Source organism: Pseudoduganella sp. jia 12, from assembly GCF_055502675.1.
Map to the genome: position 1 here is coordinate 572514 of NZ_JBUXKP010000001.1, position 25874 is coordinate 598387.

28 protein-coding genes are annotated in these 25874 nt (G+C 65.3%); 9 read left to right on the forward strand and 19 right to left on the reverse strand.

Going from position 1 to position 25874, the window contains the following annotated elements; genetic code table 11:
- The first annotated feature begins 6 nt into the window (after positions 1-6).
- Positions 7-234, forward strand: a complete 228-nt coding sequence (locus tag ACY65G_RS02310; RefSeq protein ID WP_464995746.1) for a DUF3820 family protein — start codon at positions 7-9, stop codon at positions 232-234.
- Between the two features lie 13 nt (positions 235-247).
- Here ACY65G_RS02310 and ACY65G_RS02315 read toward each other — a convergent pair whose 3' ends face one another.
- Complete coding sequence (locus tag ACY65G_RS02315; RefSeq protein WP_464995897.1) at positions 248-661, reverse strand: PPC domain-containing DNA-binding protein; 414 nt, start codon at positions 659-661, stop codon at positions 248-250.
- Positions 662-940: 279 nt separating this feature from the next.
- Between ACY65G_RS02315 and ACY65G_RS02320 the strand changes: the two genes are divergently transcribed.
- Positions 941-1303 carry a KGG domain-containing protein gene (locus ACY65G_RS02320; protein WP_464995747.1) on the forward strand — a complete coding sequence of 121 codons (363 nt, stop codon included), beginning with the start codon at positions 941-943 and terminating at the stop codon, positions 1301-1303.
- 93 nt (positions 1304-1396) lie between these two features.
- Here the strand turns inward: ACY65G_RS02320 and ACY65G_RS02325 are convergent, their stop codons facing one another.
- The 3 genes from ACY65G_RS02325 to ACY65G_RS02335 all read right to left on the reverse strand — a co-directional run bounded on the left by ACY65G_RS02325 (position 1397) and on the right by ACY65G_RS02335 (position 4788).
- Positions 1397-3613: a putative bifunctional diguanylate cyclase/phosphodiesterase gene (locus tag ACY65G_RS02325; RefSeq protein WP_464995748.1), complete on the reverse strand. Its 2217-nt coding sequence runs from the start codon at positions 3611-3613 to the stop codon at positions 1397-1399.
- Positions 3606-3749 (reverse strand): hypothetical protein, encoded by a 144-nt coding sequence (locus ACY65G_RS02330; RefSeq protein WP_464995749.1) that lies wholly within the window; start codon positions 3747-3749, stop codon positions 3606-3608. The genes ACY65G_RS02325 and ACY65G_RS02330 overlap by 8 nt, the downstream gene beginning before the upstream one ends.
- 118 nt (positions 3750-3867) lie before the next feature.
- The gene (locus tag ACY65G_RS02335; RefSeq protein WP_464995750.1) at positions 3868-4788 is read right to left on the reverse strand and encodes a LysR substrate-binding domain-containing protein; all 921 of its coding nucleotides are present in this window, start codon (positions 4786-4788) and stop codon (positions 3868-3870) included.
- A gap of 139 nt (positions 4789-4927) precedes the next feature.
- Here ACY65G_RS02335 and ACY65G_RS02340 point away from each other — a divergent pair, with 139 nt between their 5' ends.
- The 7 genes from ACY65G_RS02340 (at position 4928) to ACY65G_RS02370 (ending at position 11893) form a co-directional block, all read left to right on the forward strand.
- The gene (locus ACY65G_RS02340) at positions 4928-5629 is read left to right on the forward strand and encodes a pirin family protein (RefSeq protein ID WP_464995751.1); all 702 of its coding nucleotides are present in this window, start codon (positions 4928-4930) and stop codon (positions 5627-5629) included.
- A gap of 283 nt (positions 5630-5912) precedes the next feature.
- Positions 5913-6569 (forward strand): GTP cyclohydrolase II, encoded by a 657-nt coding sequence (gene ribA / locus ACY65G_RS02345; protein WP_464995752.1) that lies wholly within the window; start codon positions 5913-5915, stop codon positions 6567-6569.
- Between the two features lie 111 nt (positions 6570-6680).
- Positions 6681-8114, forward strand: a complete 1434-nt coding sequence (locus tag ACY65G_RS02350) for a S1C family serine protease (protein WP_464995753.1) — start codon at positions 6681-6683, stop codon at positions 8112-8114.
- Positions 8111-9094 carry an FHA domain-containing protein gene (locus ACY65G_RS02355; protein ID WP_464995754.1) on the forward strand — a complete coding sequence of 328 codons (984 nt, stop codon included), beginning with the start codon at positions 8111-8113 and terminating at the stop codon, positions 9092-9094. The genes ACY65G_RS02350 and ACY65G_RS02355 overlap by 4 nt, the downstream gene beginning before the upstream one ends.
- A gap of 16 nt (positions 9095-9110) precedes the next feature.
- Positions 9111-9719 (forward strand): biliverdin-producing heme oxygenase, encoded by a 609-nt coding sequence (locus tag ACY65G_RS02360; protein WP_464995755.1) that lies wholly within the window; start codon positions 9111-9113, stop codon positions 9717-9719.
- The gene (locus ACY65G_RS02365) at positions 9716-11152 is read left to right on the forward strand and encodes a GAF domain-containing protein (protein WP_464995756.1); all 1437 of its coding nucleotides are present in this window, start codon (positions 9716-9718) and stop codon (positions 11150-11152) included. Before ACY65G_RS02360 ends, ACY65G_RS02365 begins: the two co-directional genes overlap by 4 nt.
- A gap of 12 nt (positions 11153-11164) precedes the next feature.
- Positions 11165-11893 (forward strand): sensor histidine kinase, encoded by a 729-nt coding sequence (locus ACY65G_RS02370; protein ID WP_464995757.1) that lies wholly within the window; start codon positions 11165-11167, stop codon positions 11891-11893.
- Positions 11894-11909: 16 nt separating this feature from the next.
- On the opposite strand, the gene ACY65G_RS02375 is transcribed toward ACY65G_RS02370, so the two are convergent.
- From ACY65G_RS02375 to nuoG, 15 genes are all read right to left on the reverse strand, one after another.
- Positions 11910-12314, reverse strand: a complete 405-nt coding sequence (locus tag ACY65G_RS02375) for a VOC family protein (RefSeq protein ID WP_464995758.1) — start codon at positions 12312-12314, stop codon at positions 11910-11912.
- Positions 12315-12336: 22 nt separating this feature from the next.
- A complete protein-coding gene (locus ACY65G_RS02380) occupies positions 12337-12633 on the reverse strand; it encodes a hypothetical protein (protein WP_464995759.1) in 297 nt (98 codons plus the stop codon).
- Positions 12633-13127, reverse strand: coding sequence for a 2-C-methyl-D-erythritol 2,4-cyclodiphosphate synthase (ispF, locus tag ACY65G_RS02385; protein ID WP_464995760.1), 495 nt, complete (start codon positions 13125-13127; stop codon positions 12633-12635). The genes ACY65G_RS02380 and ispF overlap by 1 nt, the downstream gene beginning before the upstream one ends.
- A complete protein-coding gene (gene ispD, locus ACY65G_RS02390) occupies positions 13124-13813 on the reverse strand; it encodes a 2-C-methyl-D-erythritol 4-phosphate cytidylyltransferase (RefSeq protein WP_464995761.1) in 690 nt (229 codons plus the stop codon). The genes ispF and ispD overlap by 4 nt, the downstream gene beginning before the upstream one ends.
- A 281-nt stretch (positions 13814-14094) precedes the next feature.
- Entirely contained in the window at positions 14095-14826 is a 732-nt protein-coding gene (locus ACY65G_RS02395; RefSeq protein WP_464995762.1) for a hypothetical protein, read from the reverse strand.
- Positions 14827-14828: 2 nt separating this feature from the next.
- The gene (locus ACY65G_RS02400; protein WP_464995763.1) at positions 14829-15392 is read right to left on the reverse strand and encodes an NUDIX domain-containing protein; all 564 of its coding nucleotides are present in this window, start codon (positions 15390-15392) and stop codon (positions 14829-14831) included.
- Positions 15393-15483: 91 nt separating this feature from the next.
- Positions 15484-15801 (reverse strand): DUF2818 family protein, encoded by a 318-nt coding sequence (locus ACY65G_RS02405; RefSeq protein WP_464995764.1) that lies wholly within the window; start codon positions 15799-15801, stop codon positions 15484-15486.
- 3 nt (positions 15802-15804) lie between these two features.
- Positions 15805-17304 carry an NADH-quinone oxidoreductase subunit NuoN gene (gene nuoN / locus ACY65G_RS02410; RefSeq protein WP_464995765.1) on the reverse strand — a complete coding sequence of 500 codons (1500 nt, stop codon included), beginning with the start codon at positions 17302-17304 and terminating at the stop codon, positions 15805-15807.
- Between the two features lie 22 nt (positions 17305-17326).
- The gene (locus ACY65G_RS02415; protein WP_464995766.1) at positions 17327-18826 is read right to left on the reverse strand and encodes an NADH-quinone oxidoreductase subunit M; all 1500 of its coding nucleotides are present in this window, start codon (positions 18824-18826) and stop codon (positions 17327-17329) included.
- Between the two features lie 24 nt (positions 18827-18850).
- Entirely contained in the window at positions 18851-20971 is a 2121-nt protein-coding gene (gene nuoL / locus ACY65G_RS02420; RefSeq protein WP_464995767.1) for an NADH-quinone oxidoreductase subunit L, read from the reverse strand.
- Between the two features lie 36 nt (positions 20972-21007).
- Positions 21008-21316 (reverse strand): NADH-quinone oxidoreductase subunit NuoK, encoded by a 309-nt coding sequence (gene nuoK, locus ACY65G_RS02425; RefSeq protein ID WP_131144713.1) that lies wholly within the window; start codon positions 21314-21316, stop codon positions 21008-21010.
- Positions 21313-21942, reverse strand: coding sequence for an NADH-quinone oxidoreductase subunit J (locus ACY65G_RS02430; protein ID WP_137313937.1), 630 nt, complete (start codon positions 21940-21942; stop codon positions 21313-21315). Before ACY65G_RS02430 ends, nuoK begins: the two co-directional genes overlap by 4 nt.
- An 18-nt stretch (positions 21943-21960) precedes the next feature.
- A complete protein-coding gene (nuoI, locus tag ACY65G_RS02435; RefSeq protein WP_130188321.1) occupies positions 21961-22449 on the reverse strand; it encodes an NADH-quinone oxidoreductase subunit NuoI in 489 nt (162 codons plus the stop codon).
- A gap of 12 nt (positions 22450-22461) precedes the next feature.
- A complete protein-coding gene (nuoH, locus tag ACY65G_RS02440; protein ID WP_137313938.1) occupies positions 22462-23541 on the reverse strand; it encodes an NADH-quinone oxidoreductase subunit NuoH in 1080 nt (359 codons plus the stop codon).
- A complete protein-coding gene (gene nuoG / locus ACY65G_RS02445) occupies positions 23541-25868 on the reverse strand; it encodes an NADH-quinone oxidoreductase subunit NuoG (RefSeq protein WP_464995768.1) in 2328 nt (775 codons plus the stop codon). The genes nuoH and nuoG overlap by 1 nt, the downstream gene beginning before the upstream one ends.
- Between the last annotated feature and the right edge of the window lie 6 nt (positions 25869-25874).

Here is a 25874-nt window from a genome sequence, read left to right on the forward strand (position 1 = left end):
TCAACCATGCATACCGAAGCCCTTGCCCTGCTCCTCGTCCGTGAAATGCCTTATGGAAAATACAAGGGCCGCAAGCTTGCCGACCTGCCCGGCCATTACCTGGGCTGGATGGCCGGTGCCGGATTTCCCAAGGGCGAGCTGGGCGCGCTGCTGGCGCTGATGTACGAGCTCGATCATAACGACTTGCGCGGCCTGCTCGACCCGCTGAGAAGTGGAAGGCCGGCACGGAATTAACCGGGCCTGGCAGTCAGGAGGCGGGTGTCGGGCCGCTCGCGCAATCGCTGACGACGAGTTCCGGATACCCCGTTGCGGGATCGAGTTGCCGGGCAAAGGCATGGCCGGGGAGCGCCACCGCCAGCAGCTCCACCGTCGTGCGCACGATGCAGCCGGGAGCGACATGGCCACCAAATACGCGGCCGTCGGCGTCGGCGATCGTCATGTGCAGGTGCGCACCATCGGGCGAGACGGAGCCGGCCAGCGTGAGGATCTCGATGTCACCCGCCAGTTCATCGGCTTGCGGCCGGCCGGCGAAACGCAGCCGCGCGACCGACAGCGATCCGATCGCCTGCAATACAAAGGCCGCGCCCTGCGACTGGAAGGCCTGTTCGATGGCACCGCGCAGGTCGTCGCCGGGGCTCAGGCGCAGCGGTTGCGCCTGCATCGTGATGCCCGCCGCACCGGCAGGCGAAATGGTGGGAAGCACCGGCGTTGAGGTAGTGGTCATGGGGTTCCGGTATGGCCATAAATGTTACGTTTTTAAATTGCTGTGTTACTTTTATATGCGGCATTGTCCTACAAGGGTCTGTCCTGACCTCTTATAAAAACGTCCATCCGATGGGCCTAAGATGAGCGCTCCGTTACACGACTTGCACGCGATTTTCGGCGTGATCACAGGTTCCGTAAAGGGTATGCAATGTTCATCACGATCAAGGAGAGAACCATGGCATCATCAAACCAAGGCAACAACCAGGGCGGGAACAAAGGAAACAACCAGAGCGGCGATACCAGCAACCGCGGCTTTGCTTCCATGGACCCGCAGCGCCAGCGCGAAATCGCCTCGGAAGGCGGCCGCGCGGCGCACGCTTCCGGCAACGCGCATGAGTTCACCTCGGAAGAGGCCCGCAAGGCTGGCAGCATGAGCCACAAGAACGATGGCAACCGCCAGAGCGGCAGCGAGGGCAACCAGGGTTCCAGCGGCAATCAGGGTAACCAGGGCTCGAGCGGCGGCGGCACACGCGGCGGCACGCCCGAGCAGCACGCCCAGGCCGGCCGCCAGAGCCACAAGAACGACGACAAGCGCTGAGATGTAGTCCTCGATGCGCCCAGGCGCGGTTCCCGGCCATTCGGGAACACCGAAAGCCGCTCGCCAGGGCGGCTTTCCCGTTTATCGTCTCGTCTACCGGCGCCCCGCCCGTGCGGAAGATGCCCCTCGATCGTGGATCGGCACTGGCTCCCGGTGGCCTGGCGGGGCCAGCGCCAGGCGCCGGCCGTCGCGCAGCATCCGTTCGAAGTCGGCCACGGGCACGGGCTGGCTGAACAGGTAGCCCTGCAGCTGGTCGCAGCCCAGTTCGCGCAGGAAGGCCATCTGCTCCATGGTTTCGACGCCTTCGGCCACGATCTCCTGCCGCAGTTGCTGCGCCATCGTGACGATCGCGCGCGCGATGGCGCAGTCGTTTTCCTCGTGCGGCAGGCCGACCACGAAGGCGCGGTCGATCTTGAGCGTGCTGATCGGGAATTTCTTCAGGTAGGCCAGGCTCGAATAACCGGTGCCGAAATCGTCCAGGGCCAGTGCCAGGCCCATCGCCACGAGTTCGTTCATGATCGCGATGACGGAATCGGCGCCTCCCACCAGCAGGCTTTCGGTAATCTCCAGCGTGATCTGCTCGGAGCGCACCTGGTAGCGTTCCAGCACCGCGGCCATGCGCTGCGGCAGGCCCCGGTCGAATTGGCGCGCCGACAGGTTGACGGCCACGGGCGTCATGGCCACGCCTGCTTCGCGCCACCGGGCGATCTGCCGGCAGGCTTCCTCGATCACCCAGTCGCCGAGCTCCATGATGGAACCGGTTTCCTCGGCCACCGGGATGAAGACGCCCGGCGACACGAGCCCGCGCACCGGGTGCCGCCAGCGCAGCAGCGCCTCGGCGCCGACGATGCGGCCGCTGCGCAGGCTGACCTTCGGCTGGTAGTACAGCAGCAGCTCGCCATTGCCCGGCGCGGCGCGCAATTCGCTTTCGATGCGCAAGTGCTCCCTGACACGCTGGTTCATCTCCTCGGAAAAGAACAGCAGCGCCGGTTCCAGGCTGGTGCCGGCGCGCGCCGCGGCCACGTCCGCGCCGCGCAGCAGCGCGCCCGGCTCGTGCGCATCTTCGGGCCAGACGGCGATGCCGACATGGGTGCCGACCTGCAGCGAATGCTTGCCGATCGCGATCGGCGCGGCCAGCACGTCGGTGACCTTGCGCGCGACCAGCGCGGCGTGTTCGCGCCGTTCGATGCGCGGCAGGCCGATGGCGAACTTGCCGCCCCCCAGCCGCGCCAGGATGTCGCCCTCGCGCAGCCGCGAGCGCAGCAGCTTGCCCGCTTCGACCAGCAGCGCATTGCCCACCTCGTGGCCCAGGGTGTCGGTGATGGCGCCCAGCCGCGTGATCTCGACGACCAGCAGTGCGCCGCTGTCGTGGGTGCGCCGCGCCTCCGCCATCGCCTGCCCCAGCAACTGCATCAGCAGGGCCTGGTTCGGCAATCCGGTCAGCGCGTCGTAGTTGGCCATGCGCTGCATGCGCGCCTCGGCATCCTTGTGCACGCTGATGTCGGTCAGCAGCGCGAATGCGTGGCTGATCCGCCCGGCCTCGTCGCGGATGGCGCTCACGACCGTCGTCTGCGGGAACAGCTCGCCATTCTTGCGGCGCCCCGCGATCTCGCCACGCCAGGGTGCGGCACCACCCTGCGCAGCCTGCACGAGCGAGCGGAAACGCCCGTCGTGCGGTCCGGAGCGCAGCAGGTCGGGCGACTTGCCGATCGCATCGGCCTGCGTGTAGCCGGTGATGCGCGTGAACGCGCCGTTGACCGATACGATCCGCCCGCTCGCATCGAAGACCACCACGCCCTGGTCCGTATCGTCGACGATGCGGGCGTGCAGGCTGGTTTTCTCGGCCGCCGACATGCCATCCGCCACCCGGACCAGCCGCACATGCATGCCGGCTGCCTCCCCGGCATCGTCCTTCACGAGGGCGATCGACAGCCGCACCCGGATCGTGTCGCCGGATTTCTTGCGGCGCCGTACCTCGGGGCCCGCCCGTTCCGGTTCCACGACGAGCTCGGCGATGCTGCCTTCGTCGTCGTCATCCGTGTAAAGGAACAGCACGTGTTTCCCGATGGCTTCCGCGGCCGTGTAGCCGAACAGTTGCCCGGCACCGGCATTCCAGCTGGTGACATACCCGGCAAGGTCGAGTTCCATCGCCGCATCGGCCGCCTGCGCCTCGTCTGCCGGGCCGCGCCAAGCGCACAGCTCGCCGAGTTCCTCCTCCAGCCTATCGAGCGTTGCCGCGAGCGCCAAGCCCCGTTGCGAGCGGGCCGCGCGGCACAGGGCCAGGCAGTGTGCGATCGCCATCTCAGCCATGGCAACGGCCCGTCGAATCGTCGATAACGCCCGACAGCGCGGTTGCCCCGGCACACCGGCCTGTGCGCGTGGACAGCAGCGGGCCGGCGGGAACGCCTTTGCGGTCGGCAAGCAGGTGCAGGGATATCGTGGCCATGAACGGATCTCTCGATGGGAGATCCGGATGGTAGCCCGGAATTATTGGCCGCAGTCAATTGTTACCACAAACCAATTTCAATCCGGCGGAATTCTTGACGTGGCGCAAAGAAGCGCCGTCAAGTCGTGGGCAGGTGGCGACACATGCGGTCGAACAGCACGCCGGCGCGCATTCGCGCCAGCCACCACTGCAGCGCGGCGCCCGTTTCCCCGGTGCGCCAGGCCAGGTAGAAGGTTTCGTCCGGTTTCGGCTCCTCCACTTCCTTTTCCACCAGCAACCCGGCGGCGATCGCGGCACGCGCACAGGGTTCGGGCAGGAAGCCGAAGCCCAGGCCGGCAACCTGGTACTGCACCTTGGACGCCATGTCCGGCACCGTCAGCGTATCCTGCCCCAGCAGCAGGCCGACCGTGCGTGGCGCCATCTGCCGCGCCGAATCGGCCATCGCCACGGCGCGGTACTGCTGCAGGTGCGTGCGGCCCAGCCGGCCCTCGACCGCGGCCAGCGGATGGGAAGGCGCCACCGCGAATACCCAGCCCAGCGTGCCGATCGGCTCGGACACATAGCCGCCGCCGGCCGGGCCATCGCCGGGCGCGCCGATGACCAGGTCGACGCGCCGGTCCAGCAGCGCTTCCCATGTGCCGGATAGCGCCTCGCGCACGATGCGCAGGCGGGTCTGCTGCGCGACTTCATAGAAGGCAAGGATGTCCTCGCCGAATGCGAGGCTGGAAAACATGGAATCGTGGCCGATCGCCAGCTCGGTCTCCCAGCCGGAGGCCACGCGGCGCACGCGGTGCTCGAGGTCCTGCGCGGCGCGCAGCAGGTAACGGCCTTCCTTCAGCAATTCGCGGCCCGCTTTCGTCAACTCCACTTTCGGGCCGTTGCGCTCGAACACCTGCACCCCGAGATCATCCTCGAGCTTGCTCACGGTGTACGAAATGGTCGAAGGCACGCGGTGCAATTCCTTGCCGGCGGCGGAAAACGAGCCGCGGCGGTCGATCGCATCGACGATCTGCAGGGCTTCTAGGCTGAGTCTGAGCATGTTCGAATTTTTCGATAACAGAGGGGTAAATTTTCCGTTTTTTTAATCGTTTGGACAGGCCTATACTCTTTTCATCCGAGCTGAGAACACAAAGAAACGGTGTTCGAAACGATCGCAAACAACATCAAAGGAGCATATCATGCAAGAAGTCCGTCGCAGCGAAGAACGCGGTGCCGCCAACCATGGCTGGCTCGATTCCCGTCACACCTTCTCGTTCGGCCATTACCACGATCCGCGCCACATGGGCTTCGGCCCGCTGCTGGTGATCAACGAGGACAAGGTGATGCCGGGCCAGGGCTTCGGCACTCACGGCCACCGCGACATGGAGATCATCTCCTACGTGCTCGAAGGCGCGCTGGAGCACAAGGACAGCATGGGCAACGGCAGCGTGCTGCGCTACGGCGACGTGCAGCGCATGACGGCCGGCACCGGCGTGCGGCACAGCGAGTTCAACCACTCGGACACCGAGCGCGTGCACTTCCTGCAGATCTGGGTCCAGCCGGCGGAAACCGGCATCGCGCCGGGCTACGAGGAAAAGCACTTCTCGCCGGAGAGCAAGCAGGGCAAGCTGCGCCTGATCGCCTCCCCCGACGGCCGCGACGGTTCGGTGACGATCCACCAGGACGCCCGGATCTACGCGACGATCTTGAACGAGGCCGACAGCGTGACACACACGCTCGATGACGAGCGCGCCAGCTATGTCCACGTGATCCGCGGCACGGTGAGCGTCAACGGCACCGCGCTCAAGGGCGGCGACGCGCTGAAGCTCACCCGCGAAACGCAGGTGACGCTGGACAAGGCGGAAGCGGCCGAAGTGCTGGTCTTCGACCTGCCGTATTAATGGTTCAGCCCGTGTCCCCGTGGCGTAGCAGGGGGTGACGCAGGGATTTCGTGGAGCCTGCTCCACGCCTGCGGAACGATGCGGCCCTGCATGGCCGCAGCTTCGCAGAGCACTGCTCTGCGCCTGCGTAGCGGAGATGCCATGCATGGCATCTCTCCTCCCAGGCACCGGGACACGGGCTCGGCTATTGCGATCCGGGTTTGGCCGTTGGGCTTCTCGGCCGAAACCACAATCTTTGTTATGATGAAGGGCTTATACGTACCCGAATGAAAAGAGCATAACCATGCAGCCCGTCGCTGAAATCCCCGTCGATCCCGCCGATCTCGAATACGTCACCTCGTGTGCGCTGCCCACGCCGTGGGCCGAGTTCACGCTGCACGCGTTCGTCGAGCATTCGACCGGCAAGGAACACCTGGCGATGGTGCTGGGCGATATCGGCGACGGTGCGCCCGTGCTGGCGCGCGTGCACAGCGAGTGCCTGACCGGCGACGTGCTGTTTTCCCAGCGCTGCGATTGCGGCGCCCAGCTCGAAGGCGCGCTGCAGCGCATCGCGGCCGAGGGACGCGGCGTGCTGCTGTACCTGCGCCAGGAGGGCCGCGGCATCGGCCTGCTGAACAAGATGCGCGCCTACCGGCTGCAGGAAGCGGGCGCCGATACGGTGCAGGCCAACGAGCAGCTCGGGTTCAAGCCGGACCAGCGCAGCTATGGCCTCGTGGCGCCCATGCTGCAGCAGTTCGGCGTGCAGAGCCTGCGCCTCATGACGAACAACCCGCGCAAGATCGCGGCGATGGAAAAGCTGGGCATGCCCGTGGCCGAGCGCGTGCCGCTGCTGGTGAACCGCAACGTCTTCAACCAGCACTACCTGAACACGAAGGCACTGAAGCTGGGCCACATGATGTCTCCGGTCGTCGCCACGGCCACCAGCGACGGCGAACAGTAAATACCCCGCCTATTTTCACACGTAAGCAAAAGTAACGGCTGCCGCCCGGCCGCCCCCGGCTGGGTTTCCTGAGGTACACTATTCTTTGTCGAAAAGTAGTTCAGGAACTGCATGAAACCTCACCGGCTTGCCGCATCCGTTCAATTCGCGATCACCGTGACCTGGGGCGCCGCCGCAGCGGCCGCGCCGGTCCCGCCATCCTCTCCGTCGAATCCCCCGGGCCCGCAGGCGCCTGCCGCCGCACCGGCGCCCGGGCGCGCTCCCGCGCAGGGTGCTCAGGGGAGTGACACCGCACCGCTGCCCACGCCCTCGTCCGCCGCGCAAAAGCTGTATGCCGCCGCCAAGGCCGACCTGCTGCAGGTGCGTTCGCTGCTGAAAAGCGGCCGCACGCAATCGTCGGTCGGTTCCGGCTTCCTGGTCGGCACGTCGAACCTGGTGCTGACCAACTACCATGTGGTGTCGCAGTTCGCGCTCGATCCGGAAACGTACACGGGCGAATGGGTCGACACGGCCGGGCAGCGCGGCAACATCGAACTGCTGGCGGTCGACGTGCTGCACGACCTGGCGGTGGTGCGCGTGAACCGCTACGGTACGGGCTTCTTCAAGGTGCCCGAGGAATCGGCGCGGCTCACGCAGGGCCAGTACCTGTACTCGCTCGGCAACCCGCTGGACCTGGGCTTTGCCATTTCCGAAGGCGCGTTCAACGGCGTCATTTCACGCAGCTTCTACGACCAGCTGATGTTCACCGGACCGATCAACTCGGGCATGAGCGGCGGCCCCAGCGTGACCGCCAATGGCGACGTAGCCGGCGTCAACGTGGCCAAGCGGCTTGACGGTGAGCTGGTCAGCTTCCTCGTGCCGATCCGCTACGCGCAGCGGCTGCTCAAGCAGGTGACGGACGCGCTGGACGCCAAGCGCGCGGCGCCCAGGGATTTCACGGCGATCGTCACGCAGCAGCTGCTGGCGCACCAGAAGGCCATGGTCGACCACCTGCTGGCCGGCCCGCTGACGAAAAAGGCAATGGGCCCCTACGAGGTGCCGGTGCGCGAAACGGAGCAGATGCGCTGCTGGGGCAATTCCAGCGCGCAGGCCACGTCGCGCGCCGAGAAGCCGTTCGCCGTCGATACCACGAGCTGCACGATGGAGTCGTCGGTGTTCGTGTCCGGCTCGCTGCAGACGGGCGCGGTCGGCATCCGCCACCAGTACCTGCGCAGCACCGGGCTCGATGCGATCCGCTTCGCCCAGCTGTCGTCCGCCTCGTTCAAGAACGAATCGTTCGGCAGCTACAAGGACAGTCGCCTGACCGGCCCGCAGTGCGCGGAGCAGTTCGTGACGAACGGCTCGCTGCCGATGCGCGCCGTGCTGTGCGTGCGCGCGTACCGCAAGTTCGCCGGCCTGTACGACTTCTCGCTGCTGACGGCCAGCACCGACGATGGCATGATGAACCTGCAAAGCCGGCTGGACGCGCGCGGCGTGTCCTATGACAACGGCATGCGGACCGCACGCGCCTTCCTCGAAGCGCTGGCGCGCACGGGTGCCAAATGACGGCACCGTACTTCATCGAGATCCTGGCCCGCAATGGCGACGTGCTCTCCCGGCAGCGTTTCGACACACTGCCCGTCACGCTCGGCCGCGGCTACGACAACGACTTCGTGCTGGACGATGCGCACACGGCGGCCCACCATGCGGTGCTGGAACGGGATGGCGACGGCGCCCTCGTGCTGCGCGACCTGGACAGCCGGAACGGCATCGTGCTGCATGGCCGGCGCCAGCCGGCGGTGGCGCTGGACGGTACCACGGTCGTGCGGCTCGGGCATACGCGGCTGCGCGTGCGCGACGCCGCCTTCCCGGTCGAAGCGGAAGTCACGGATACCACGATGCATGCATGGGAAGGCGGCGCGCCGGCGCTCGCCGGGGTGGCGCTGATCGCACTGTTCCTCGGCGTCGATGAAGCGCTGACCGATACCGAGGGGTTCCAGGCGATCCGCTACCTGCTGACGATCGCCACCGGCCTGGGCGCGGGCCTGGTGTGGAGCGGCGTCTGGGCATTGGTCAACCGGCTGTTCGGCGGCCACGCGCGCCTCGGCCGGCACCTGTTCATCCTGGGAGCCGGGCTGGTGGCGATCGGCGCGTGGAAGGCGCTGTCGTCGGTGCTGGCCTTTGCCTGGTCCGCCGAAGTCTTCACCCGCTACGGCAACCACATGGCGATCCTGATCGTCTGCGGCATGGTGTACTTCCACGTGCGCACCGTGCGGCCCCACATGTCGCCGAGGCGGCTGCAGGTCGCATGCGGCGTGCTGATGGGCCTAGGATCGGGGCTGGTCATGATGAGCAACCTGCAGGGTACGGGCCGCCTGTCGGACGAACTGTACATGTCGGTGCTGCTGCCGCCGGCCGTGCGCCAGAGCCCGGACCACAGCGTGGACGATTTCATGGGTGCCGCCGCGCGCCTGCGCCTGGAGGCCGACGCCGAGCGCCGGCGCGACGTGCCGGACGGCGAATCGGACGACGACGACCAGGACTGAACGGTACAATGCTCCAATGACCGTCGATCGCTCCGAAATCCTTGCCGCCCTGCGCGAAGCTACCGCCACCCGCCACGCTGAACTGGACAGCGGCATGCCGCTTGCGCGGCCGCTGCCGACGCTGGACGACTACCGCGCCCACCTCGCGCTGCTGCGGCGCTGGCTGGAACCGATCGAGGCCTGGCAGGCGCGCTTCGCCGACGGGCCGCAGGATGCCGCGCTGCTGGCGCCCTCGCCTCACTTGCCCCAGATCGAGGCGGACCTTGCCGATCCGGCGATGCCAGGAGGGGACGATCCGGCGGCGCTTGCACCGTGGCACGGCCGCGACAGCGCCGCTTACCGCTGGGGCGTGTCGTACGTGATCGAAGGTTCGCGCCTGGGCGGCGCCGTACTGTACCGCCGGCTGGCGGACCGGCTGGCACCGCATCCGCTGCACTACCTGCAGGCCGGCGGCGTGCCGCCCGGCCCCCGCTGGCAGCACTTCCTCCGTGCGCTGCGCGCATCGGTGCAGGATGAAGCCGCGGTCGCCGAGGCTTGCCAGGGCGCCTGCGACGCCTTCGACAGCCTGATCGCGATACGCCGCACCGCCGACGCTGCTGTCGCCCCGCCACGGGCCGCCGCATGAGCGAACAACCGGGGCCCCAGGGGCGGCCGGCCACGCCGATCGGCCTGGACAATTGCGCGGATGAACCGATCCATATTCCCGGCCTGATCCAGCCGCATGGCGCTTTGCTGGCATTCGCGGCTGACGGCACCTTGCGCGCCTGGAGCACCAACGCCGCCGGCTTGCTGGGCTTCGAGCCCGCCATCGGCATGCGCTACGGCGGGCTCGGGCTCGAGGCAGGCGTGGTGGAACAGTTGCGCGCCTGCCTGGAAGACGGCGCCGACTCGCCGACCGGCATCGAAACGCACGGCAACGGCCATACGTTCGATTGCGTCGTGCACGGTAACGGCACGCATGCGATCGCCGAATTCGAGTTGCGCCAGGTGGGGGCCGATGCGCTGGCCGCGTTCGCGCTGAAGGCCCACGCGGCCATCGAGCGGTTGCGCCGCCAGCGCACGATCGAGGACCTGCTGCGCCACGCCGTGGAACAGGTGCGCGCCATCACGGGCTTCGACCGTGTGATGGCCTACCGCTTCCGGCACGACGACAGCGGCGACGTCGTCGCCGAAGCCCGGCGTGACGACCTGAAGCCCTTCCTGGGCATGCGCTATCCGGCCAGCGACATTCCCGCCCAGGCCCGCCGGCTCTACACGATCAACACGCTGCGCCTGATTGCCGACATCGGCTATGCACCGGTGCCGGTACTGGGCGTGGCTGGCGATCCGCAGCTGGACATGAGCCATTCGGTGTTGCGCAGCGTGTCGCCGATCCACGTCGAGTATTTGCAGAACATGGGCGTGGGCGCGTCGATGAGCGTATCCATCGTGATCAACGGCCGGCTGTGGGGGCTGATCGCCTGCCATCACATGGCGCCGCTGCGCGTGCCGTATGCGGTGCGCATGGCGTGCGACGTGATGGCGCAGGTGCTGGGTGCGGCAGTGCTGAGCCTCGACTCGCGCGATCGGGTTGCGCTGGCGGAGCAGGCGGCGGAGGTGCGTACGCGGCTGATCGAGACGCTGCTGCACGAGGAGGACGTGCTGGCTGCCCTGGAACAGCATGTGGCGGAACTGGCCGCAAAACTTGCCGCCGACGCGCTGGTGTTCGCCCAGCAGGGCAAGCTGGCGGCGCACGGGGTGGACGAGGAGCTGGCCGCCGCGATCGTGGCGTCGCTGCCGCCGGATGGCGACGAGATGCTGCACCGTTACAGCCGCGCCGAGTGGCCCGAGGCGATGCGCGAACGTCTTGGCCCGTGGGTCGGGTTGCTGGCGCTGCACTTCGATCCCGCTACGTCCGGCTGGCTGCTGGCGCTGCGCAAGGAGCAGGTCGAAACCGTGCGCTGGGCCGGCAAGCCGGACAAGCTGCTCAAGACAGGCCCGCTGGGCCACCGCCTGACGCCGCGTGGCTCGTTCGACGAATGGGTGGAATCGGTACACGACAAGGCCGTGCCGTGGTAACCGGCGCGGCTGATGGTCGCCGAACTGTTGCTGGGAGAAATGCACCGCGCCAGCATGGCCCGCCACGCCGAAACCGAACGCGCGCGCATGCAGCTGCTGGCGATGCTGGGCCACGACCTGCGCGATCCGCTGCAGTCGATCTCGATGGCGGCCACCGTGCTGCAGCACGGCGCCCAGCCGCAGCAACTGGGGCAGCGCATCGAGCGCTCGTCCGGCCGCATGCAGCGACTGATCAGCCAGGTGCTCGACATGAGCCGGCTCGACAGCGGCCTCGGCCTGGCGATGCGCAAGATCGACGTCGACCTGTCGAAGATGGCCGAAGACCTGCTCGATGAAATGCGCTTCGCCCATCCCGGCACGGTGTACCACGCCGACATCGCACCGGCAGTGCATGGTTGCGCCGACCCGGACCGCATGGCGCAGGTGATCAGCAACCTGCTCAGCAACGCGCGCCACCACGGCACCAATGGCCAGCCGATCCTCGTGTCGCTGAGCACCGAAGGCGACAATGCGGTGCTCGAGGTGCGCAATGAAGGCGCGCCGATCGCGCCCGAACTGGCGGCACAGCTGTTCAACCCCTTCAAGCGGGTGGCGCTGCAGAACCGTGCCAACCGCACCGGCATGGGCCTCGGGCTCTATATCGCCGAGAATATCGCCAAGGGGCACGGCGGCACCGTCACCTACCGCTACGAGGCGCCGCACGTGGTGTTCCGGGTCGCGTTTCCGCTGCGGCCCGACTGAACGTCTTGGGAAGCAATCAGTACGGCGGGCCCTTCAGCTCCACCGTATTGCCCTCCGGGTCGTCGATGTAGATCGACGGCCCCTCCCCTTCGGCGCCATAGCGCGAGGCGGCCGGTTCACTGGCCACGCCGAAGCGGTCCAGGTGGGCGCGGATCGCCGCTTCGTCGAACGGCTCGACGCGAAAACAGACATGGTCGACATTGCGGCCTTCCCTCCCCGGCGGAGCCCCGCCCATGCGGCCCAGTTTCCCGTCGACGGGTACCAGGTCGACCAGGGCGCTGCCGGCCCGCAGCTGCACGAGGCCGATCTCGTCCTGCCGCCGCTCGATCGAGCAGCCCAGCACATCGAGGTAGAAGCGGGTCATGCGGTCCAGGTCCACCACGCGCAGCACGACGTGGTCGATGTCACGAATGCGTATCACGGTTCCCCCTGTCGACGCGATGTCAGATGCGGCCCCGCCGGAACTCGGCGAGGAATTTTCTTGCCTGCGCGGTGGTCAACACCACCACCGGATCGCCATGGTACACGTACAGGAACGGCGGCCCGCCAAGCCGGTCGGTCAGTTTCGCGTGCACGAGGAAGCGCGTGCCGACCGGGTAATCGGTGACGAAGGCGCGCGCGCATTGCACCCGCAGCAGCGGGTGGTAAGCCTGCCCCACCATCGGGCGGACGCGCACCATGCCGCGGTCGTCGAACGATTCGACGGCCACCTCGCGGTAGGCGGACAGGTCGCGGCCCATCAGTCCTCGCGCAGCACGAGCAGTGCGACCGCCTCGGCGTTGATGCCTTCCTCGCGGCCCAGGTAACCCATCTTCTCGTTGGTCTTGGCCTTCACGTTCACCTGGCCCGGCTCGATGCCGAGGTCGGCGGCGATGTTGGCGACCATCGTGCCGATATGCGGCGCCATCTTCGGGCGCTGGGCGATGATCGTCGCATCGACGTTGCCGATGTCATAGCCCGTTGCCTTGACCCTGTCCGCCGCGGCGCGCAGCAGCACGCGCGAGTCGGCGCCCTTGAACTCGACGGCCGTGTCGGGGAAATGCCTGCCGATGTCGCCCAGCGCCGCGGCGCCGAGGATCGCGTCGGTGACGGCGTGCAGCAGCGCATCGGCATCCGAATGGCCATCCAGGCCCTTGACATGGGGAATGTCGACGCCGCCGAGGATCAGCTTGCGGCCTTCGACGAGGCGATGGCTGTCATAGCCCTGGCCAATGCGGAACGGGTGTTTTTTCATTGTGTGATATCCATCGAGAGGTACATTTCGGCGATGCGCACGTCGGCCGGCAGCGTCACCTTCAGGTTGCGCGGGTGGCCCTCGACCAGCCGCGGCGAATAGCCCAGCAGTTCGACGGCGCTGGCGTCGTCCGTGATCGCATCGGGGTCGGGCGCTTCCTCGAGCGCCCGCCGCAGCAGCGCGCACGGGAACATCTGCGGCGTCTGGGCCAGCCACAGGCCGTCGCGCGGCGTGGTCGCGACGCCCCCGCCACGGGTGCTCTTCACGGTATCGACGACGGGCAGCGCGAGCAGGCCGCCGGCCGCTTCGCTGCCCGCTTCGGCAACGAGCTTGCCGATCAGCGCGGGCGTCAGGCCGGGCCGGGCCGCATCGTGCACCAGCACGCGATCGTCCGCGCCGATCGCCGCCGCCAGCAGGCGCAGCCCGTTGCGGATCGACTCCATCCGCGTGGCACCGCCGCAGCGCAGCACCGTTACACCTTCCAGATCGTCGGGCAGCACGTCGGCCACATAGGCATCGCCGGCACTGACGACCACGTACGTGTGCTCGACCAGCGGCGAGCGCAGGAATGCTTCGACCGTATGGCGCAGCATCGGGCGGCCCAGCAGCGGCAGGTATTGTTTCGGATAGCCCACCGCCATCCGCGCTCCCACGCCGGCGGCGGGGATCAGTGCAAAGTATTTCATTGTTCCCAGTTCGCAATCAGACTATTTCCTGAAACAGGGGGCCTTGCAGGCAAAGAGCATCGCTCTTTGCCTGCAAGGCGGTGCTGGCTTGCAAGCCAGCACTCCTTCCTTGCAGGGGTTTCAAAGAGCACCGCTCTTTCCCTGCAAGGCGGTGTTGGCTTGCAAGCCAGCACTCCTTCCTTGCTGGGGTTTCAAAGAGCACCGCTCTTTGCCTGCAAGGCGGTGTTGGCTTGCAAGCCAGCACTCCTTCCTGACCCACTCTCAGGCAACTTTTTCATCTTTCAGCGCCCGGCGCGCGTCTTGATCAAAATCTTCTGGATCTCGCCATTGCATGCCTTCGACAGCCGCGCATATTCGGCCGGCGCGTCGATCGCCGCCTGCACCGCCTCCACCTTCGCCATTTCGGCTTTGATGTAGGGCAGCCAGCCGGAGTCGATCTCGAACGACAGTGCCGAGCGCGCCGTACCGCTCGGCGCATAGAACGGCTTGCCGCCGAAGCGCTTCGCCAGCGCGGCGGCGACCGTCTTCTCCACCTTCGGGAGGTGATCCATATAGGCCTGCATATGCCGCATCTCGTGCGCGAGGATTTCCTTGTAGCCGCACGAACCCACGGGGAACTCGTTGCCGACATAGATTTTCACCGGCGCGTAGGTCAGCTGCACCTGCAATTGCGGCGCGATGCATTCGTAGCCGGTCGCAGGGTCCTGCAGCATCGAGCCGTCCGCGCCGATCCGCACCATCGATTCGGTGCGCGTCAGGCCCAGCACGAATTCGTTGCGGCGCGCCACACCCTTCATCGCGGTCAGCATTTTATAGGAGAGCTGCGTGTTGACCGTGTAGCCGTTCTGCTTTGCCGAAAACACCGAGACGGTCTTGGTGATCGTATCCTCGCAGCGCACCTGGAAAGCCGTGCGTGCCGGCGCGGCCTGGGCCGCCTGCCCCAGTGGCAGCATCGATGCCAGCAGTAGCAGTAGCAACGGCAGCGGCAGCGGCGCCGGCGAAACGCCCGGCATGGTCAGTCCAGCTTCCAGTCCCCGCGCCGCAGCTTGTCGAGCCAGAACGCGCCGATGACCGTCTTCACGTCCGAGACCTCGCCCGTGCGCACCCACTCCAGCAGCTCGTCGAGCGTGGCCGTGAAGCATTCCACGAATTCGCCTTCGTCCAGCTTCACGTCGCCCGCCGTCAGGCCGCGCGCCAGGTACAGATCGAGGTGCTCGTCGGAATAGGCGATGGCGTTGTGGATGGTGGTGACGAAATGCCATTCGGTCGCGGTGTAGCCCGTTTCCTCTTCCAGCTCGCGTTTCGCGCATTCGAGGTGGTCTTCGCCCTCGTCGATTTTCCCGGCCGGGAACTCGATGAAGACTTGCGCATTCGGGTAACGGAACTGGCGCTCCAGCAGGATGCGACCGTCGTCCAGCACGGGAAGGATCGCCACCGCGCCGGGGTGGCGGATGTATTCGCGGTTCGTGAGGGCGCCGTTGGGCAGCCGCACGCGGTCCTTGTGGATCTTGAGGAAACCGCCGTCGTAGGCGATGCCGCCGTCGACCTTTTCTTCCTTCAGGTGAGCATCGTCGCTCATGAACGCTCCTGTGATCGTAAAGGCCACAGTGTAGCAGCGCGGGAAGGAAAGCGATGCCGGGATGGGCATCCCGGCATCGCCCGGTGCTTCTTCAGTGCTTCTTCTTCAGGTAGCGGACGACGAAGCCGGGAAAAGCGAGGACGAGGAACATGCAGGCGGTGATCGCGTAGAACTCCCACGTTTGCGGGAACACGGTACCGATGCGCCCTTCCAGCGCGCGGCCGATGCCGCCGACGATGAAGTACAGCACCGTCAGTTCGAGCAGCCGCACGAGGAAGGATTTGGCGGGAGCCTGCCCCGCTCCACCTTTCAGTGGAACGAGGGCGAGGATGCGCTCATTGATGAACGGCAGGTTGGCCAGCACCAGGGCCAGCAGGACGACCAACCATGCCGAGGCGCCGATATCCATGGCTTACGACGCCAGCGTCCTGCTGATCGCGTGCGTGCACGCATCCAGCAGCGGGCCGGGCACGACGCCCAGCACCACGACCATCAGGCCGTTCAGGGCCAGCACGACGTTCTTGTCGCCGGCGACGCGGATCGGTGCCGTGTCGACCGGCTCGTCGAACCACATCGTCTTCACGACGCGCAGGTAGTAGAACGCGCCGATCAGCGACGCCATCACGGCGAACACGGTCAGCCACAGGTGGCCGGCGTTCAGCACGGATTGCAGCACGGTCAGCTTGGCCATGAAGCCCATCATCGGCGGCACGCCGGCCAGCGAGAACATCAGTACCGTCATCACCAGCGCATACCAGCCGGAGCGCTTGCCCAGGCCCTTGAAGTCGGCCAGTTCCTCGGCTTCGTGGCCGGCGCGGGCCAGCACCATGATCAGGCCGAAGGTGGCCAGCGTGGTCAGCACGTAGGTGATCGAGTAGTACATGGCCGAGCTGTAGGCGGCAGTGCCGTTCGACTGGTCGGTGCCGATCACGCCGGCCATCATGCCCAGCAGCACGAAGCCCATCTGCGCGATCGTCGAGTAAGCCAGCATCCGCTTGATGTTCGTCTGCGCGATGGCGGTCAGGTTGCCGATCACCAGCGACATCACGGCCAGGATCAGCAGCATCTGCTGCCAGTCGAACGCCAGCGGGATCAGGCCTTCCACCAGCAGGCGGATGACGATGGCGAACGTGGCCAGCTTCGGCGCGCCGCCCAGCAGCAGCGTGACGGCGGTCGGAGACCCCTGGTACACGTCCGGTACCCACATGTGGAACGGTACGGCGCCCAGCTTGAACGCCAGGCCGGCCACGACGAACACCAGGCCGAACACGAGGATCGTGTTGTTGATGGTGCCGGCGGCGATCTTGGCCGACATCGTGCCCAGGTCCAGCGTGCCCGTCGCGCCATACAGCATCGACATGCCATACAGCAGGAAGCCCGAAGCCAGCGCGCCCAGCACGAAGTACTTCATCGACGCCTCGGTGGCGTTGGTGTTGTCGCGGCGCAGGGCAACCAGTGCATACAGCGACAGCGACATCAGTTCCAGGCCCAGGTAGATGGACAGGAAGTTGCTGGCCGAGATCATCACCATCTGGCCCAGCGTGGCGAACAGCGCGAGGCCGTAGAACTCGCCACCCAGGTTACCGCTCAGCATGCCGCGGTCGGTCGTGTACTGGCGCGCATACACCAGCGTGACGCCCACCGACAGGTAGGTGAACAGCTTCAGCAGGTTGCCCATCGGGTCGGACACGACCATGTTGTTGAAGGCATAGGTCGTGGTGCCGGCAGCGAAATCGCCGTACGTGATGACCGCGGTGCCGGCCAGGGCCAGCAGCGACAGCATGTATGTGATGTTGCGCTTGGCGGCCGGCAGGTACACGTCGATCAGCAGGATCGCCGAGGTGGCGATCAGCAGGAAGATCTCCGCGTAGATCGGTGCGAGATTGGTATCGGTCGGAGAAATCGGATTCATAAAACTAAGGTCCTATCTGCAATCATTGTGCGATCTTGGTCTGTGCGACGTGCTGCAGCAGGTCGGCCACCGAGGTCTGCATCGTATCCGTGAACGGTGCCGGGTACAGGCCCATGTACAGGGTCGCGATCGCCAGGAGACCCAGCATCAGGAATTCGCGGTTGTTCAGGTCCTTCAGTTCGGCCACGTGGTGGTTCGCCACCTTGCCGAAGATGACGCGCTTGGCCATCCACAGCGAGTAGGCGGCGCCCAGGATCAGCGCGGTCGCGGCCAGGATGCCGGTCACGAAGTTGAACTGCACGGCGCCCAGGATCACCATGAACTCGCCCACGAACCCGGAGGTTGCCGGCAGGCCGCAGTTGGCCATCGAGAACAGGATGAAGAACGCGGCGAACTTCGGCATCTTGTTGACCACGCCGCCGTAGTCGGCGATCTGGCGCGAGTGGGCCTGGTCGTACAGCACGCCGATGCACAGGAACATCGCGCCGGACACGAAACCGTGCGAGATCATCTGCATGATGGCGCCCTGCGTGCCCATGTCGTTGAACATGAAGAAGCCCAGCGTGACGAAGCCCATGTGCGCGATCGACGAGTAGGCGACCAACTTTTTCATGTCCTTCTGCACCATGGCCACCAAGCCCACGTAGATCACGGCGATCAGCGACAGCACGATGACGACCGGCGCCAGGTCTCGCGAGGCGTCCGGCGTGATCGGCAGCGAAAATCGCAGGAAACCGTAGGCGCCCAGCTTCAGCATGATCGCAGCCAGCACGGCGGAACCGCCGGTCGGCGCTTCCACGTGGACGTCCGGCAGCCAGGTGTGCACCGGGAACATCGGCACCTTCACGGCGAACGCCATGAAGAAGGCGACGAAGATCGCCACCTGCTCCGACATCGTGAGCGGCAGCTGGTGCCATTCGAGGATGTTCCACGAGCCGGACTTGTTGTACAGGTAGATGATCGCGACCAGCGTCAGCAGCGAGCCGAGGAACGTGTACAGGAAGAACTTGAATGCCGCATACACGCGGTTCGCGCCGCCCCACACGCCGATGATGATGTACATCGGGATCAGCGTGGCTTCGAAGAAGAAGTAGAACAGCAGGCCGTCCAGCGCCGTGAACACGCCGATCATCAGGCCGGACAGGATCAGGAACGCACCCATGTAATGGGCCACGCGCTCCTGGATCACTTCCCAGGCGGAGATCACGACGATGATCGTGATGAACGCGGTCAGCGGCACGAACCACAGCGACAGGCCGTCGATGCCGAGGAAGTAGTGGATGTTGAAGCGCTCGATCCACGGGCTGCTTTCGGCGAACTGGATGCCATGCTTGGCATTGTCGAACTGCGTGAACAGCGGGATCGTCGGCAGCAGCGAGACGATCGAGCCGACCAGTGCCAGCACGCGTACCAGGCCGGCGCGCGAATCGCGGCCGACTGCCAGGATGATGACGCCGAACAGGATCGGCAGCCAGATCGACAGGCTGAGGTAAGGAGGAAGATTATTTAACGTTGACTGCATCTTTTATCTCTTTTGCGTATGGCGTTAAGCGTGCCAGAACGGCAGGAAGTACACCAGGAAGCCCAGGATGCCGATGATCATCACGAACGCGTAGTGATAGATGTAACCCGTCTGCCCCAGGCGCGCCAGCGACGAGAACCAGCCCACCAGTTTCGCGGAACCGTTGACGACGAAGCCGTCGATGATCGCGCGGTCGCCCACCTGCCACAGGCCGGTACCCAGCATGCGCGCGCCCTTGGCGAACACGGCCTGGTTGAACGCATCCATGTAGTACTTGTTGTCCAGCAGCGTGTGCAGGAACTTGAACTTGTCGTAGAACCATGCCGGTACGCGCGGATTGATCATGTAGCAGTAGTACGACGCCACCACGCCGGCCAGGGCCAGCCAGAACGGTGCCGTCTGCAGGCCGTGCAGCGCCATCGCCACGGGGCCGTGCCACATTTCGTTCAGCTCGGTCATCGCCGGGTGCTTGGCGGCATCGACGGTGATGACACCGTTGAAGAAGTCGCCATGCAGCATCGGGCCGGCGGCCAGGAAGCCGATGATCACCGAAGGAATCGCCAGCGCGGCCAGCGGGAACCATACGACGAACGGCGACTCGTGCGGCTTCTGGCCTGGCTCGAGGCCATGGTGGCCGTGGTCGTCCTCTTCCTCTTCATGGTGCGCATCGGAATCGTGCAGCGCGTGCGGATCGCCATGGGCAGCCTTGGCCACATGCTTGTCGTCATGCTTGGCATGATGGTCGTCATGGCCGTGCGCATGGGCTTTACCGAAGTTTTCCGGGCCATGGAACACGCGGAAATACATGCGGAACGAGTAGAACGCCGTGATGAACACGCCGGCCAGCACCGCGAAGTTCGCGAAGCCCGCGCCCGGCAGGTTCGTCGCATGTACCGCCTCGATGATCGAATCCTTCGAGTAGAAGCCCGAGAAGAACGGGGTACCGATCAGTGCCAGGGAACCCAGCAGCGACGTGATCCACGTGATCGGCATGTACTTGCGCAGGCCGCCCATGTTGCGGATGTCCTGGTCGTGGTGCATGCCGATGATCACGGAACCCGCGCCCAGGAACAGCAGCGCCTTGAAGAACGCGTGCGTCATCAGGTGGAACACGGCGACCGAGTAGGCCGATGCGCCCAGCGCGACGGTCATGTAGCCCAGCTGCGACAGCGTGGAGTAAGCCACCACGCGCTTGATGTCGTTCTGGATGATGCCCAGGAAGCCCATGAACAGCGCGGTGATCGAGCCGATGATGAGGATGAACGACAGTGCCACGTCCGACAGTTCGAACAGCGGCGACATGCGCGACACCATGAAGATGCCGGCGGTAACCATCGTCGCGGCGTGGATCAGTGCCGAGATCGGGGTCGGGCCTTCCATCGAGTCCGGCAGCCACACGTGCAGCGGGAACTGCGCCGATTTGCCCATCGCGCCGATGAACAGGCAGATGCAGGCGGTCGTGATGACCATCCAGTCGGTGCCCGGCAGCGTCGCGTTGACCAGCAGGTCTTTCTTGGCGAACGCTTCCTGGTAGTCCATCGTGCCCGTGTAGGCCAGGATCAGGCCGATACCGAGGATGAAGCCGAAGTCGCCCACGCGGTTCACGAGGAACGCCTTCATGTTGGCGAAGATCGCGGTCGGACGCTTGTACCAGAAACCGATCAGCAGGTAGGACACCAGGCCCACCGCTTCCCAGCCGAAGAACAGCTGCAGGAAGTTGTTGGCCATCACCAGCATCAGCATCGAGAAGGTGAACAGCGAGATATACGAGAAGAAGCGGTTGTAGCCCTCGTCCTCGGCCATATATCCGATCGTGTAGATGTGCACCATCAGCGAGACGAACGTGACGACGCACATCATCATCGCGGTCAGCGAGTCGACCTGGAAGCCGACTTCGAAGTTGATGCCCGCCACGGTCATCCAGCGATACACCGTATCGTTGTAGGTGGCGCCGTCCAGTACCTGCATGAAGACCTGGAAGGAGATCAGGAACGCGACCAGCACGCCCAGGATCGTGGCTGCCGTGGCGACCTTGCGGTTGACCACGTTGCCGAAGAACTTCGTGCCCAGCAGGCCCGCGATCGCGGACCCCGCCAACGGCGCGAGGGGAACAGCGAGAAGAAGGTTAGGGTTAAGCCCCGTCATGATGAACCTATCTGTTTATTATTCGAGGGTTAAAAACTAGCCTTTGAGGCTGTCCAGGTCTTCGACGTTGATCGTGTCCAGGTTACGGAACATGAGCACCAGGATCGCGAGGCCGATTGCCGCCTCCGCCGCCGCCACCGTGAGGATGAAGAACACGAAGATCTGCCCCGCCGCGTCGCCCAGGAAGTGGGAGAACGCGATGAAGTTGGTGTTCACCGCCAGCAGCATCAGTTCGATCGCCATCAGCAGCACGATGACGTTCTTGCGGTTCAGGAAAATACCGACGATCGCGATCGCGAACAGGATCGCGCCCAGGACCAGGTAATGTGCCAGTGACAGGGTCATGGTGCCTCCTTGGTTGCTACGGTCGACGCCACTTCTTTCTTGACGGCGTCCATCTTGACGATCTTCAGGCGGTCGTTGCGCTTGACGCGCACGGCCTCGCCCGGATCGAAGTACTTGATGTCCTTGCGGCGGCGCAGCGTCAGCGCGACGGCGGCAACGATCGCCAGCAGCAGGATCACGGCGGCCACTTCGAACGCGTAGATGTACTGCGTGTAGATCAGCATGCCCAGCGCCTTCGTGGTGCCGATGGTGTTGGCGGCTTCAGGCACCGGCGTTTCCACGCCGAAGCTGCGCCACAGTACCGATGCCATCTCCAGCACGATGATGCCGCCGACGATGGAAGCGACCGGCAGGTAGCTCCAGAAGTTCTTGCGCAACTCGGTCTGGTCGATATCGACCATCATCACGACGAACAGGAACAGCACCATCACGGCGCCCACGTAGACGAGCACCAGCACGACGGCGAGGAACTCGGCTTTCAGCAGCATCCAGATGCCGGCTGCCTGGAAGAAGGCCAGCACCAGGAACAGTGCCGCCGTCACGGGATTGCGCGCCGTGATCACGCGTGCCGCGGAAACCACCATGATGGCCGCGAACACGTAGAACAAAACGGTTGTAAAAGTCATGTGTAAGTCCGATCCAGATCAGCGGTACGCGGCATCCGCTGCGCGGTTGGCGGCGATGTCCGCCTCGTAGCGGTCGCCGACAGCCAGCAGCATCTCCTTGGTGTAGTACAGGTCGCCCCGCTTTTCACCGTGGTATTCCAGCACGTGCGTTTCGACGATCGAATCGACCGGGCACGATTCTTCGCAGAAGCCGCAGAAGATGCACTTGGTCAGGTCGATGTCGTAGCGCGTCGTGCGGCGCGTGCCGTCGTCGCGTTCGTCGGATTCGATCGTGATCGCCATGGCCGGGCACACCGCTTCGCACAGCTTGCAGGCGATGCAGCGTTCCTCGCCGTTCGGATAGCGGCGCAGCGCGTGCAGGCCGCGGAAACGCGGCGACATCGGCGTCTTCTCTTCCGGGTACTGCACGGTGATCTTGCGCGAGAACATGTACTTGCCCGTCAGCGCGAGGCCCTTGATCAGTTCGGTCAGCATCATGCTGCCGATAAAATCTTTTACTCGAGTCATTTTTGCGCTTCCTTACTTCCAGATGTTCCACGGCGTCTGCATCCAGGTCGCGACGAGCACGAGCCAGAACAGCGTGAGGGGAATGAAGACCTTCCAGCCCAGACGCATGATCTGGTCGTAGCGGTAACGCGGGAAGGTACCACGCACCCAGATGAACAGCGACACGATCAGGAACGTCTTCAGGAACAGCCAGAAGAAGCCGCCGAAACCGCCGCCGAATTCGAGGAACGCGAACGGTGCGGACCAGCCGCCCAGGAACATGATCGATGCCAGCGCGCCGACGAGGATGATGTTGGCGTATTCGGCCAGCATGAACATCGCATACGACATGCCGGAGTACTCCACCATGTGGCCGGCGACGATTTCCGATTCACCCTCGACCACGTCGAACGGTGCACGGTTCGCCTCGGCCAGGCCGGAGGTCAGGTACACGACGAACAGCGGCAGCAGCGGCAGCCAGTTCCACGACATGAAGTTGACGCCCATGTCGGCGAAGCGGCCAACCTGCTGGCTGGTGACGATGTCGATGAAGTTCAGCGAGCCGGACACCATCAGGATCACGACCAGCGCGAACCCCATCGGGATTTCATACGAGATCATCTGCGCCGATGCACGCATCGCGCCCATGAACGAGTACTTCGAGTTCGACGACCAGCCGGCGATGATGATGCCGTACACCTCCATCGACGTGATCGCCAGCAGCACCAGCAGGCCGGCGTTGACGTTGGCCAGCACGGCTTCCGGGCCGAACGGCACCACCGCCCAGGCAGCCAGGGCCGGCATGATGGTCATTACGGGGCCGATCACGAACAGGCCCTTGGCGGCCTTGGTCGGGATGACGATTTCCTTCAGCAGCATCTTGATGCCGTCGGCCATCGGTTGCAGCAGGCCCATCGGGCCCACGCGGTTCGGACCGATACGGATCTGGATGAAGCCGATCAGCTTGCGCTCCCACAGCGTGGCGTAGGCCACCATGCCCAGCAGCGGCATCAGGACGCACAGCAGCTTGATCATCGTCCACACGAACGGCCAGGCCGCGCCCAGCGCATCGGCGCCGGCGGTGTTGATGGTATTGACGAATTCCAGCGCCATTATTTGCCCTCCCCTGCCTTGGCCACGGAGATGGGGCCAAACATGTCACCCAGTGTCGCGGTCGAAGCGTGGGCCGCGGAGACGCGCACCACGTTGGCCGGCAGGCCGGCATCGACACGCGCTTCCAGGATCGCCGAACCGTTACCTTGCAGCACCTGCACCATGTCGCCCGTCTTCACGCCGAGCTGTTCGCCCAGCGCTGCCGAGATGACGGCCTTCGGCGCCTGCGCGTCGACGGTCGCCTGCAGCGGCGGCGAGCGGCGCGCCAGCGCGTCGGCGAAGTAGATCGGCACGTCGGCGATGCGTTCGAGCTTGTCGCCGGCGCCGAACGAGGAAGACGTCAAAGCAAAAGTCGATACGTTGGACAGCTTGGCCGACAGGTCGGTCACGCCCGCGCCCAGCACTTCGTCGCGGATCGATTCCGAGGTTTCGTAGTCGAAGCCCGGCAGGCCCAGGATGTTGCCCAGCACGCGCAGCACTTTCCAGGCCGGACGTGCTTCGCCCAGCGGCTTCACGGTGCCGTTGAAGCTTTGCGCGCGGCCTTCGCAGCTCACGAAGGTGCCGGACGTTTCAGCGAACGGCGCGACGGGCAGCAGCACGTCGGCGTAGTCGGCGCCATGCTTGAAGGCGGACATCACGACGACCATCTCGGCACCCTTCAGCGCGGCCACGGCTTGCGCCGGATTGGCGGCATCGAGTTCCGGTTCGGCGTTCAGCAGCACGTAGGCTTTCTTCGGCGTGGCGAACGCCGGTTCGGCCTTCGCCGGCAATGCGCCGACGATGTAGCCGCCCACGGTGTTCGCGGCTTCCGTCAGGTAGCCGAATTTCGCGCCGGTCGCGTTGGCGATCCACTGCGCGGCCGCGGCGATCGCGGACGCCTGCGGGTGGTGCACGGCGGCGTTGCCCAGGAAGACGGCTTTCTGTTCGCCGGACAGCAGGCTCGCGGCGGCCGATTTGGCGGCGTCGCTGAACTCGCTGGAGAAGCCTGCCGGGGCAGCTTCGCCCTTGGCCGAGGCCACGGCGGACACGATGCCCGACAGCGCGGCCAGCCAGTCCGACGGCGCGGCCACGATATTGTTGGCGACGGTGATCAGGCTGTCGTCACGCGTGGCGTGCACCAGCGTCAGCTGGCCGCCGTTCTTCACGGCGGCGCGCAGGCGCGATGCCAGCAGCGGGTGATCCTTGCGCAGGAACGAACCGATGACGAGCGCGCGCTGCAGGTTCGACACGTCCGCGATCGGCATGCCCAGCCATGGCGTGACCTGGCCGTCGAGGGCGAAGTCGGTCTGGCGCAGGCGGAAATCGATGTTCTCCGAACCGATGCCCGATGCCAGCTTCTTCAGCAGGGCCAGTTCTTCCAGCGTGGAGTGCGCGGTGGCATAGGCGGCGATCGCATCGGCGCCATGTTCGTGACGGATGTTTTTCAAGCCGTGCGCGACATATTCCAGCGCGGTCTGCCAGTCGACTTCTTTCCACTGTCCGCCCTGCTTCAGCATCGGCTGGGTCAGGCGTTCGGCGGAGTCGAGGGCCTCGTACGAGAAGCGGTCCTTGTCGGAAATCCAGCACTCGTTGATGTTCTCGTTTTCCAGCGGCAGCACGCGCTTGACCTTGCCCTGCTTGACCTGCACGATCAGGTTCGTGCCCAGGCCGTCGTGCGGCGACACCGACTTGCGGCGCGACAGTTCCCACGTACGGGCGCTGTAGCGGAACGGCTTGGACGTCAGCGCGCCCACCGGGCACAGGTCGATCATGTTGCCGGACAGCTCGGAGCTGACGGCTTCGCCGACGAAGGTGGTGATTTCCGCGTGTTCGCCGCGGCCCAGCATGCCCAGTTCCATCACGCCGGCCACTTCCTGGCCGAAACGCACGCAACGGGTGCAGTGGATGCAGCGGCTCATCTCCTTCATGGAGACCAGCGGGCCGGCCTCTTTCGGCACGACGACGCGCTTTTCTTCCTCGTAGCGGGAGTTGTTCTTGCCGTAGCCCACGGCCAGATCCTGCAGCTGGCACTCGCCGCCCTGGTCGCAGATCGGGCAGTCCAGCGGGTGGTTAATCAGCAGGAATTCCATCACCGACTTCTGCGCCTGCACGGCCTTCTCGCTGTGCGAACGCACGATCATGCCGGCGGAGACGGGGGTGGCGCAGGCCGGCAGCGGCTTCGGCGCCTTCTCCACCTCGACGAGGCACATGCGGCAGTTCGCTGCGATCGACAGTTTCTTGTGATAGCAGAAGTGCGGGATGTAGGTTCCCAGTTTGTTGGCAGCGTCCATCACCATTGAACCCGGTGGGACTTCTACCTTTTTGCCGTCAATTTCGATTTCAACCATGATCAA

Coding starts and splice junctions, on each gene's coding strand:
- ACY65G_RS02310 (WP_464995746.1), top strand. CDS start 7: ATGCATACCGAAGCCCTTGCCCTGCTCCTCGTCCGTGAAATGCCTTAT.
- ACY65G_RS02315 (WP_464995897.1), bottom strand. CDS start 661: ATGCAGGCGCAACCGCTGCGCCTGAGCCCCGGCGACGACCTGCGCGGT.
- ACY65G_RS02320 (WP_464995747.1), top strand. CDS start 941: ATGGCATCATCAAACCAAGGCAACAACCAGGGCGGGAACAAAGGAAAC.
- ACY65G_RS02325 (WP_464995748.1), bottom strand. CDS start 3,613: ATGGCTGAGATGGCGATCGCACACTGCCTGGCCCTGTGCCGCGCGGCC.
- ACY65G_RS02330 (WP_464995749.1), bottom strand. CDS start 3,749: ATGGCCACGATATCCCTGCACCTGCTTGCCGACCGCAAAGGCGTTCCC.
- ACY65G_RS02335 (WP_464995750.1), bottom strand. CDS start 4,788: ATGCTCAGACTCAGCCTAGAAGCCCTGCAGATCGTCGATGCGATCGAC.
- ACY65G_RS02340 (WP_464995751.1), top strand. CDS start 4,928: ATGCAAGAAGTCCGTCGCAGCGAAGAACGCGGTGCCGCCAACCATGGC.
- ribA (WP_464995752.1), top strand. CDS start 5,913: ATGCAGCCCGTCGCTGAAATCCCCGTCGATCCCGCCGATCTCGAATAC.
- ACY65G_RS02350 (WP_464995753.1), top strand. CDS start 6,681: ATGAAACCTCACCGGCTTGCCGCATCCGTTCAATTCGCGATCACCGTG.
- ACY65G_RS02355 (WP_464995754.1), top strand. CDS start 8,111: ATGACGGCACCGTACTTCATCGAGATCCTGGCCCGCAATGGCGACGTG.
- ACY65G_RS02360 (WP_464995755.1), top strand. CDS start 9,111: ATGACCGTCGATCGCTCCGAAATCCTTGCCGCCCTGCGCGAAGCTACC.
- ACY65G_RS02365 (WP_464995756.1), top strand. CDS start 9,716: ATGAGCGAACAACCGGGGCCCCAGGGGCGGCCGGCCACGCCGATCGGC.
- ACY65G_RS02370 (WP_464995757.1), top strand. CDS start 11,165: ATGGTCGCCGAACTGTTGCTGGGAGAAATGCACCGCGCCAGCATGGCC.
- ACY65G_RS02380 (WP_464995759.1), bottom strand. CDS start 12,633: ATGGGCCGCGACCTGTCCGCCTACCGCGAGGTGGCCGTCGAATCGTTC.
- ispF (WP_464995760.1), bottom strand. CDS start 13,127: ATGAAAAAACACCCGTTCCGCATTGGCCAGGGCTATGACAGCCATCGC.
- ispD (WP_464995761.1), bottom strand. CDS start 13,813: ATGAAATACTTTGCACTGATCCCCGCCGCCGGCGTGGGAGCGCGGATG.
- ACY65G_RS02395 (WP_464995762.1), bottom strand. CDS start 14,826: ATGCCGGGCGTTTCGCCGGCGCCGCTGCCGCTGCCGTTGCTACTGCTA.
- ACY65G_RS02400 (WP_464995763.1), bottom strand. CDS start 15,392: ATGAGCGACGATGCTCACCTGAAGGAAGAAAAGGTCGACGGCGGCATC.
- ACY65G_RS02405 (WP_464995764.1), bottom strand. CDS start 15,801: ATGGATATCGGCGCCTCGGCATGGTTGGTCGTCCTGCTGGCCCTGGTG.
- nuoN (WP_464995765.1), bottom strand. CDS start 17,304: ATGAATCCGATTTCTCCGACCGATACCAATCTCGCACCGATCTACGCG.
- ACY65G_RS02415 (WP_464995766.1), bottom strand. CDS start 18,826: ATGCAGTCAACGTTAAATAATCTTCCTCCTTACCTCAGCCTGTCGATC.
- nuoL (WP_464995767.1), bottom strand. CDS start 20,971: ATGACGGGGCTTAACCCTAACCTTCTTCTCGCTGTTCCCCTCGCGCCG.
- nuoK (WP_131144713.1), bottom strand. CDS start 21,316: ATGACCCTGTCACTGGCACATTACCTGGTCCTGGGCGCGATCCTGTTC.
- ACY65G_RS02430 (WP_137313937.1), bottom strand. CDS start 21,942: ATGACTTTTACAACCGTTTTGTTCTACGTGTTCGCGGCCATCATGGTG.
- nuoI (WP_130188321.1), bottom strand. CDS start 22,449: ATGACTCGAGTAAAAGATTTTATCGGCAGCATGATGCTGACCGAACTG.
- nuoH (WP_137313938.1), bottom strand. CDS start 23,541: ATGGCGCTGGAATTCGTCAATACCATCAACACCGCCGGCGCCGATGCG.
- nuoG (WP_464995768.1), bottom strand. CDS start 25,868: ATGGTTGAAATCGAAATTGACGGCAAAAAGGTAGAAGTCCCACCGGGT.